This is a genomic window from uncultured Nonlabens sp. (genome assembly GCF_947495285.1).
GTDB lineage: Bacteria > Bacteroidota > Bacteroidia > Flavobacteriales > Flavobacteriaceae > Nonlabens.
In genome coordinates, this window is the sequence record NZ_CANLXZ010000051.1 from 1 (window position 1) to 9,827 (window position 9,827).

Below are 9,827 nucleotides of genomic sequence, written 5' to 3' on the forward strand. Positions count from 1 at the left end.
TCATCTCAATTACAGTTTTGTTGCTCCTTATTTATTTTACTAAATTGTATCCCGAAGCAACGCAGGACACACAACTACTGGCAATACCGTGTATAATTCATTGCTAGTTTTAGCCTACTTACGAAAATCCTCGCGGATTTTCTATTCGGTTTTTATTTGCTAAATTTAGTGCTTAAAACACGCAACAAACCATATACAAAAACGTTGTGCTTAATTAGAAAAAAATATGGGAGCTTATTTAAGTTTTAATTTTATAAAAAAAACCGAAAATATGATTATCGGTGAATTACCATCTTTGCAAGTATTTGAAGCCAAACTACCTGTAGTAGAAAAAAATTATCTTAACAATGGAGATGATGGCTGTTCATTTAAATGGGGAGGTTACATTTTTACAGAATTTGAACAAAACTCTAATAGATGGGAATATTATACTTACGAGGCGGATTGTTACTTTATAAAATTAGCCAATATTTTGGCTGAAGTGGATCAACGATCTTATGATGAAAGAACAGTATATCTTTATGAAATCTCAAAGATTAAAAAGAGTATTGAAAACGTTCTAAAATACTCTAATTCTGATAGCTTTTCTGATAATCAAGCTAGAGAAGAAGATAGAACAATATTATCATTTTTTTTGAACAAATTAACACAATATGAAAATAAAGAAGCTTACGTGATCTGCTCTGTTGGATAGTCAAGTAGATAAAAGGCAATCTCACCCCTAAACCTCTCACAGAACTGTACGTGATAGTCTACCATCATACGGCTCTTCAAGACCGAAGCATGTGTATATCCATCCATGCTTCGCTGATTTAACCAAATCATCCTCCTTAGAGTTGTAAGAATCAAATCATTATTGACACACAACTATGCACAATACTATATAAAAAATTTGGCGTTTATGAGTTGAACTCATCTAGCTAATTTTAAAAGAGTACAACACCAACCAAATATCTATAAAAAAGGACAGCCATTGTAGAGTGTCTTCCTCTCTTTGCACTCGTCGGAGACAAGATGGTACTATAAAAAGACAATGAGGTTTTGATCACATTATTACTAAAAAAGGGATCCAAAGCACCAGTGCAAATTTTGGCCTAATCGTTATCGCATACAAGCTTAAAAGAATCCTAAACATAATGAAGAAGCAAGGAAAACAAGCCTTTATCCTCTATAAACACCACTATAAAGCTATTCTAAAGCTCCTATCTATATTTTAAAACCTTCTCTTAAGTATCAACTCATTTTACCAACTCGTTTTCTCAATATCCATTCACATCACTTTTCTAACGTATATTTAAACAAAAAATGAGCAGTTTTGAGAAAAACTGCCCTTGTGTGCAAACTAAGGAAAAGACGTAAAATGGAACTTGAAAGAAGAATATTATCTTTTTTAAAACCTGATTTGGTTGAAAAAATACTGCAAGAATCTACCATTAAGGAATTCCCAAAAGGAACTGAAATTTTAAGGGAACAGCAGTATGTCAAAGTTTTACCCATTGTAGCTAATGGTCTGATAAAAGTATATTCTAGATTTGATGAGAAAGAATTGCTACTATACTATATAGAACCAGCCCAAAGCTGTGTAATGACTTTTTATGCGTCTTTAAAAAATACACCAAGTAAAGTATTTGCAAAAACGGAAGAAGATTCAACAGTTCTTTTATTACCGGTTCATTTATTGCCATCCTGGCTGAAAAAATACCCAGAATTTAACGAACTTTTCTACAATCAGTTTAATCTGAGGTATTCAGAGCTATTGGAAACAATAGGTAGCTTGTTATTGGATAAGATGGATAAAAGACTATACGACCATTTGAAGAAGAAAACTGAATTAAGTCATAACAATTCTGTTAAAATGAGTCATTCCCAAATAGCAAATGAATTAGGGACTGCTCGTGAAGTAATTACTAGAGTTTTAAAAAAGCTTGAAACAGATGGGAAAGTTGAACAAAAATCTGGAATAATAAGAATTATTGACGAGTGGTGACCGCAGTCACTGCATAGTTCTAGACGGCTATTTAACTTTGTAAGGTAATCTTTCAATAATATAAAATTTTCAATTATGACAAAAAATATGGGTTCAGCAGACAGAATTATAAGAGTTATAATCGCTGCAATAGTTGGTATTCTTTATTTTACAGGAACAATATCCGGTACATTAGGTATTGTTTTATTGGTGCTTGCAGGAGTTTTTGTTTTAACAAGTGTGATTAGCTTTTGTCCACTTTATGCACCGTTTGGAATCAAAACTTGCAAAATCAAAGAAAAATAAAAGTCATGTAGGTAAAGGGGTATCTCACCCCTAAACCTCTCATATAACCGTATGTGATAGTCTCCCATCATACGGCTCTTCTTAACAAGTCCGTCTGTAGGCTTCCATAAAAATCTAGGCTTCCACTAATTAGGACACCTTAAAATTCGACAACTAATTATTACTTAGGTCAGATTTGATTAAAATTTAAAATATCACACCTACCTGTTAGGGGCTAAATTAGGTTTTGATGTAGTTCGTTTTCCTTAACTTCATATAATTCTAATACTTTCTGGGTCTCATACCTGTCAGTTAAATAATTGGGTAATAGATCAGGAGTTATGCTTTTACATTTTGCTTCAAACAGTAGTTTTTTCTGATTATTTTGAGATAAAAACAGTGCTACATGACCTTTATTATTTATTTCTAAATAAATATTGCTATATTTTCTACTTCCGGTTAAGGGATAGAATATACCGTATCCTATAGCTTTTCTTATTAAAGCGTGAGAAATATCAAAAGAATCATAATAAAGTAAATGCTCTTTGGTATCGTAAAACGCTAGGTTTATATAGTCCGGCATTCCTCTAAATGCTCTAGGTGAAAATCGATGTGTTTCTTCTTCTAGTGTAACATAGGATAAAGGATCTCTGTAAAATACTGTTCGATTAGTGCGTAAACTTTGCATATCTCCTAGGGATGAAGTAATTACCTTAATTTGTGAAGAGGTTTTTAATGCTGCTTTCCAACTATAACGTTCGTATTTTATGAGATATCTTAGCCCTAAAGTCGTTACAACTACAAATACAATTATATTTTTAGTATTAAGTAATGCTGTTTTTTTAAGAGTATCATAAATCCCAAATTTTAAAAATAAAGCAATTGTTGTCGATGCAATAAATAGAACAAGTAAATGACTGTAGAAGTCAGCAGTATTATAAGATCTTCCCCAGTTAGCCAGTACACTACTAAATATCGCAATTAGTCCCGATAGCAGTAAGTTAACCCCTATAGCTATGTAAAATGAATAATTACCTGTAAATTTTAATAACGTAAGGTAAATTATAATTAAAATACCAGTGATAATTACAAATGGCAATTGCAATTCAGGATGAATTTTAAACATTAGTCGTGAATTTACTTGTTACAATAATAAAAATAAAAAATGTTATTAGCTAGAGATACCTTTTGTTAAAAGCTTAAGGCTCAATAAATGTAATACCTAAAACACAATTGTGATTATGAAGATAGAATCAAATTAATTAGCTAAACAGGAAGTACTTACTGGTTAAGGAATTTCAAGAATTAAGGACAAATAGTAAGGAAAGCCAAGAGAAGTTACGGTTGAAAAATAAAAAGATAGTGATAGCAATGGTAATGACAGAGAACAATAAGGCCGAAACAGTTTATTTAAAATTAATCGACGACTATTCTGTAAAATCATTAGACAAAATATTTATACAGCATATAAGTACTTCAAAACAAATGGTAAAGGATAAACAGAGAGGATAGGTAACCTTAAAGAAAATTAAATTATAGAACTGCTTTACAATAAGAATAGGTCTTGTTTTAAACAACTACTCATGATCATTATGCAGGTTAAATGGAGTCTTAGAGCAATATCAACTCATGGTAATAAAGAGCATCTAAGCTTATAACTCCATGAATTACAATATAGAAGTAAACGAGAAGTCTAATAAATTATTTAGAAAACCTAGATCACGTACACCTTTATTTTAAGGTGTAATTATTTATGATAACTACTCAAAACTTAAATCTCTATATATGGCCTACCTTTGCATTTTAAAAATAAAGAGGATAAAAGAGTATTTAAATTTATAGAGTAATGGATGTACAAGTAGGCGATAAAGTAAAATTAACCATAGAGAGAGAAACACCTCTAGGCTACAACGTTTTAATAGAGGGCGAGATAGAAGGATTGCTATATAGAAGTGAAGTTTTTTCAGAAATGGAAGAAGGCATGGAAGGTATAGGTTTTATTAAAAATATAAGAGAAGATGGCAAAATAGATGTATCGCTTAGACCTCAAGGCTATCTTAATGTTATAGATCATGACGCAAATGCTGTTCTAGAAGCACTGAGAGAAAGTCCAGATGGTTATTTACTAATTACAGATAAAAGCTCACCAGATACGATACGTGTCCAATTTAACATGAGTAAAAAGTCCTATAAAAAAGCTCTAGGTAATCTTTATAAAGAGAAGTTAATCAACATTACAGCTGATAGAATAGAGTTAATAAGCTAATTCTATTTAATCGATTCCATAGATCTAGAAAACGACTTTTTATTTATCTATGGAGACTCTAGATCGTTCTTACACATTTTAAAGCTTATTCATCGAGACTGTTTTGATTTCTGAGCTTTGTTCGTTTCTCGCTTTCGCGAAAGCGGAACTAAAATAACACTTGAACTATTATGAATAGTAAGTTCTATTGCTAGAAGTAAAAATTAAAAAATCTGTCTGCTCCTATGCAGATAAATAGCTAGTGTATAGGAAAAGTACCTACATAAGTAGCCGTAGATACTTAAAACGTTGTGCTCCTCTTTTAACCTTGTCACGATTAAGATAAGGTCAAGTCTATGGGGAATAACGCGTTTATAAAAAAAAGGATGAGTAAAATAGTGTTGTTAAAAAACGCAGTTAATCTAGATTCTTAGATACTCACACTGACGACGTATAGATGTAGAACTATAAATATCCCAATTAAATCAATAATAATTTACAGTATAGGCATCTTTAAAAAGATATTTCTGTACAACTTATGCTCCAGGTACAAGCCTCGTGTCTGGATTCTAAAATAATGAGAGAAATTTTATGCTAAAGAGTCGGTGTAGAACTATCTGGAACCTATTTAATTCTTTTTTACGACTAGAAAATGATAACTTTAGACCTGGAAATCCTTCTGTAAATCTTAACGCCATATTTGTGTTATTACTTTAAGATGCCATCTTTAAAATACTTAATGAGATTTGCACTACCGGCTTACACGGTAGAGTATCGACCTAAATTATTGTTTTAGTAAAAAAACGAAGGTTGCGGTAATGTGGCTTTATATAACGTTATAAAATCACTAGATTGTATTAAAAATGACCTTAATGAAGTGCTGGACTGTTACATTTTACACACAATTAAATCGTAAAATTATATATACTGCACTTTTTTTAATCTTTATGGCGTTTATCTGTTAGGAAGACCTTTATATTGTAAAAAGCTATTGATTTAGTTCATTTATTAAGAAATAGCCAGTTATTCTTTTTTAATGTGTCTCGCATCTTATGATTTAAGGTAGTTTTACTGTTTTCTCAAATCAAAATCATGTGAAATAAGTAGTTGTAATATTTTTTACTTCTAGCAATTGATCTAACTGGCAGAATCTCTTCCTTCATTCTACCAGCTTTTTTATCTTTACCTCTCATTTATGATAACTAGAATTGAAGAACGGACAATATAATAATACTGCATGGACCAGCTGTCCGGACTGTTTAGGACGTGGAAAAAAAAGCAGGAGATTACGCAAAAAAGTGCGTTTAAATTATCAAAGAGCCTTAGAACAATTTGAAAAATCAAATGGCACTGGTACTGCTCCTGTGCGGCCTAAAGCGCATCAATACTCTTGTATAAACTGTAACGGTACAGGTCTGGTAAGGACCGACTCTTTTCCAGATGTAAAGGTATATCCTCGCGTCGCTATAATAGGTGGTGGTATAGGTGGTACAGCGCTTGCCGTAGCCTGTTTACATCGAGGTATTCCTTTTACACTATATGAACGCGATTCTAGTTTTAATGAACGCTCACAAGGTTATGGACTTACCTTACAACAGGCTAGTAAAGCTATACAAGGTCTAGGCATAACGGCTTTAAAAGAAGGTATAACCTCTACAAAGCATGTGGTGCATACCACAGATGGAACTGTAATAGGAGAATGGGGAATTAGAAAATGGGGAGATAGTAAGGAAAAGATCTATTCCAAACGTACTAACGTGCATATCGCTCGACAATCTTTGCGTGAAGAGTTACTTGATCAATTGGGCGGTGAGGATCAGGTAACCTGGGGACACCGATTAATAGATTTTAAAAGAAATAAAAATGACGCTATAGATCTTAAGTTTCTAGTAAATGGAGAAGAAATAATAAAAACTGCCGACTTAGTAGTGGGCGCAGACGGTATACGCAGTACCACGCGCAAACTATTAATAGGAGAATCTCCTACTCCATTACGTTATCTCGATTGTATTGTTATTTTAGGTATCTGCCCGCTTAAAAGTCTTAATAATTTAGATCACGATTTGTTAGATAATGCTACTGTATTTCAAACTGCAAATGGAAAAGAACGTATTTATATGATGCCATACTCAACGGACACGATCATGTGGCAACTTAGTTTTCCTATATCAGAAAATGAAGCTAAAAAACTAAGTGAATTAGGTCCTGCAGCTCTTAAGAAAGAAGCTATGTTAAGAACACAATGGCACTCGCCTATTCCAGAAATAATAAATGCTACAATAGAAAAACAAATTTCTGGTTATCCTGTGTATGACAGAAGTTTACTCGATCCAGAAGTATTGAAAAATAACAGTAATGCAACACTTATAGGCGATGCAGCACACCCTATGAGTCCATTTAAAGGTCAGGGAGCAAACCAGGCACTCCTAGATGCATTATCTCTAGCACGTGCTATCTCCATAGGTTGTAGACCACAATCTAACTGGAGAGAAACAGATTTGAGAGCTGCTGTTCTCAATGATTTTGAAAAAGCCATGTTAGAACGCACGGCTAGTAAAGTAAAGGATTCTGCTCAAGCAGCTCAATTCTTGCATTCTGATGTGGTTTTACATAAGGGTGACGAACCTAGAGGACGTATTCTCAAAAGATCAGATAAAAAAGAATAGAACTAGCTATTTATTTGCCAATGTACTGGTTATTAAAGTGCAGTATTTTTAGATTAAACTTAACAACGTCAAATTATAGAGGTTAATCATTATAATAGCCGTTGTTTACTCATCACTCTTTGCAAATAAAAACTATAGCAATTACAGGTGATTTTTCTCATTTATACCTTCAAAAATATACAATGTAAAAACTTTACTAATAACGTTAATGACTTTAATAAAACTAAATCCACACTAGCTATAGCTGAAGGGTTGATCATTTATAAAGTTTTAGAATAGTTAAGTACGTAAAGCGAGAAGAGTTAAAATCTAGAATGACCTTAGAAGAATTACAAAAATTAAAGAAAATTAGGATACGGGAACTTTATTAGCATATCTAGAGATGGTCAAATTTATGTTTTCTGTATGACAAAAAGTAATTTCACCTTAATAAGCATATATTTAATCATTGATAAAATCATAGATAATACAAGAACTCATAAAATATTACTTTAGCTTAAGGGATAGCGTGTATAGGTAAGTATATAATTGTTGAGCCTTTATCACGATGCAAATACTATGACTAGTTAGCACAGTAGGATCTAAAATTACCGTAACTATAGGTAATGTCGTTTTTACTTAATGTACACCATAGAATTAATGAAGTAGATAATGTGCCATTCACGTTAATAATAAATACTGGAGCTTTGTATAAAGAGCCTTTTTCAAGAAACACATGCGTTTGCATGGTGTGCAAACCTATTATACACTACGTCTATTTTTTTTAACAGTTTTTATTTATCAGCTTGAATTTAAAAGATTTAAGAGCCTATTAATAACCATCACATAGCTGGTGGTATAGAGTTATCATACTTTTGGCACGCTGGTTGATTCATGTATTACATCGGTAGACATAATTACTGATTTTAATACTATATATTATGAAAAAGCTATTTACCCTAACACTTGTTTTTATTCTAGGATTAGGATTCTCAAGTGCCAAAAAGTTGGATGACGACACACGCTACCGTAATTACAGTAAAAACTTTATTTTTAATCAAGATGGAATCGAGTTTGCTGTTTTTCCAGACGGTCAGTTTGATTTTAATTATTTGCAAGATAGAAATGGTGTTAACGTATTTGTAAATACAAGAAACGTTCAATTTTCATTTAATTCTGGATATGATTATGACCGTTATGTACAGTACGATTCTTATGGTGCTGTTATTCAAATAGAAGAAATACCTATTTATTATGATTCTTATGGTCGTGTAAATCAAATAGGTAACGTAAACATAGATTATAATAATGGGTATATAAATAGGTTAGGTGGTTTAAGAGTTTACTACAGTAGACCTGGAGTTATCCATTATTATGAGGGATACATTAACACTTATAATAGAAACTATATCTATCAACCATGGCACAACCATTATCGTGTACCAGTTGTAAATAGATGTGTAATATATAATACTCCATATAGAGCATGTTATCTCCCTATACGTTATTCCTGGTCGTATCATGTAAATTACTGGAATACACCTACTTATTATAATGGCCGTTATGAAAGAGCAAACGCACGTAGAAATTTTTACAGACCTAATGATAGAGTAACTTATAGGAGCTTTGAAAGAGGACGTCGCAATTCTCGTGGTAGAGCTGTAGCTGTAAACAATAGAGTAAATAGAAATAGACAGTCTATCTCTACAGGTAGAAGTCAGGTAACTAGAACCACTCGTGGTAGAAATGTTGCTACCTCTACTAGAGTTGCTACAGGTCGCAATACCACAAGCAACAGTAGATTTAATAGAGCAACGACTAGAACTTCTAGACAGGCAAATACTAGAACTATTTCTAACAGAGGCACGACTAGGTCTACCACTGCAACTCCTAGAAGTAATAGAACTACTCGCAGCACGACAGCTATCTCTAGTAATAGAAATCGTACTGTTAGAACTACTGCTCGATCTACACCTAGAAGAAACACAGCAAGAACACGTTCTACTCGCGGTACAAAAAGTAGAACTACTTCTCGAGGTTCTTCTTCTAGAAACACACAAGGTATAAGCTCTAGATCTACTAGTTCTTCTAATAAAAAAACTAGTCGCAATACTAGATCTAGAAACGGCCGTAGAGGATAAAATTTATTTATTGTTATTTGATATCAATATAATGAATCCTTCAATTAAAAGATTAAAAACAGTTTGAAGGTCAAAATATATTAAACTTTATAAAAGAACTACTTAATCATAATGCATATAACGCTTATTGAGCAATATTGAAATGGCGAGATAGCTTTATATGCATTAAATGGAGTCCTACAAGAGATTGTGAAAAATAAGCTTACAATTATCATTATTAGGCATATCGTCATGCAGAAAGTGTACCAGCAAACCTGATTTTTCATAAGGTCACATTTAATTAGTAAAAGCATTATATGGTACTTTCATGATGATTGTAAATAGTAAAAGTAATCAGAAACATTAATCAATGTAAGCGACTTTACAATAGGAAAAAAAAAGAAGTTAAGCAAGAAAGAGATTACGATTCAAAAAAGAAAAAGTCAGCAATAGCAGTCTAATGGAGAGGCTACTAGACCTTAAAAGAAATTTATACCAATTTAGTTTTTAAATGCCGTATAAAAAGCTTTTAGATAATGATGATTTCCTGTGATTGATTTTATAGT

The 9,827-nt window shown here is 32.4% G+C and carries 7 protein-coding genes; 6 read left to right on the top strand and 1 reads right to left on the bottom strand.

From position 1 onward, the window contains the following. Positions 1 to 226: 226 nt before the first annotated feature. The 3 genes from Q0838_RS13755 to Q0838_RS13765 all read left to right on the top strand — a co-directional run bounded on the left by Q0838_RS13755 (position 227) and on the right by Q0838_RS13765 (position 2,272). Positions 227 to 694 carry a hypothetical protein gene (locus Q0838_RS13755; RefSeq protein ID WP_298956332.1) on the top strand — a complete coding sequence of 156 codons (468 nt, stop codon included), beginning with the start codon at positions 227 to 229 and terminating at the stop codon, positions 692 to 694. 666 nt (positions 695 to 1,360) lie between these two features. After that, positions 1,361 to 1,987 carry a Crp/Fnr family transcriptional regulator gene (locus Q0838_RS13760; protein WP_298956335.1) on the top strand — a complete coding sequence of 209 codons (627 nt, stop codon included), beginning with the start codon at positions 1,361 to 1,363 and terminating at the stop codon, positions 1,985 to 1,987. A 75-nt stretch (positions 1,988 to 2,062) separates the two neighbouring features. Continuing rightward, the gene (locus Q0838_RS13765; RefSeq protein ID WP_298956338.1) at positions 2,063 to 2,272 is read left to right on the top strand and encodes a DUF2892 domain-containing protein; all 210 of its coding nucleotides are present in this window, start codon (positions 2,063 to 2,065) and stop codon (positions 2,270 to 2,272) included. A gap of 214 nt (positions 2,273 to 2,486) precedes the next feature. On the opposite strand, the gene Q0838_RS13770 is transcribed toward Q0838_RS13765, so the two are convergent. After that, positions 2,487 to 3,377 (bottom strand): hypothetical protein, encoded by an 891-nt coding sequence (locus Q0838_RS13770; protein WP_298956342.1) that lies wholly within the window; start codon positions 3,375 to 3,377, stop codon positions 2,487 to 2,489. Between the two features lie 720 nt (positions 3,378 to 4,097). Here Q0838_RS13770 and Q0838_RS13775 point away from each other — a divergent pair. The 3 genes from Q0838_RS13775 to Q0838_RS13785 all read left to right on the top strand — a co-directional run bounded on the left by Q0838_RS13775 (position 4,098) and on the right by Q0838_RS13785 (position 9,282). Beyond that, the gene (locus Q0838_RS13775) at positions 4,098 to 4,517 is read left to right on the top strand and encodes a DNA-binding protein (RefSeq protein ID WP_298956344.1); all 420 of its coding nucleotides are present in this window, start codon (positions 4,098 to 4,100) and stop codon (positions 4,515 to 4,517) included. Between the two features lie 1,187 nt (positions 4,518 to 5,704). Next, entirely contained in the window at positions 5,705 to 7,162 is a 1,458-nt protein-coding gene (locus Q0838_RS13780; RefSeq protein ID WP_298956346.1) for an NAD(P)/FAD-dependent oxidoreductase, read from the top strand. A gap of 920 nt (positions 7,163 to 8,082) precedes the next feature. After that, on the top strand, positions 8,083 to 9,282 hold the full coding sequence (locus tag Q0838_RS13785; RefSeq protein WP_298956349.1) for a hypothetical protein: 1,200 nt from the start codon (positions 8,083 to 8,085) through the stop codon (positions 9,280 to 9,282). Positions 9,283 to 9,827 lie beyond the last annotated feature (545 nt).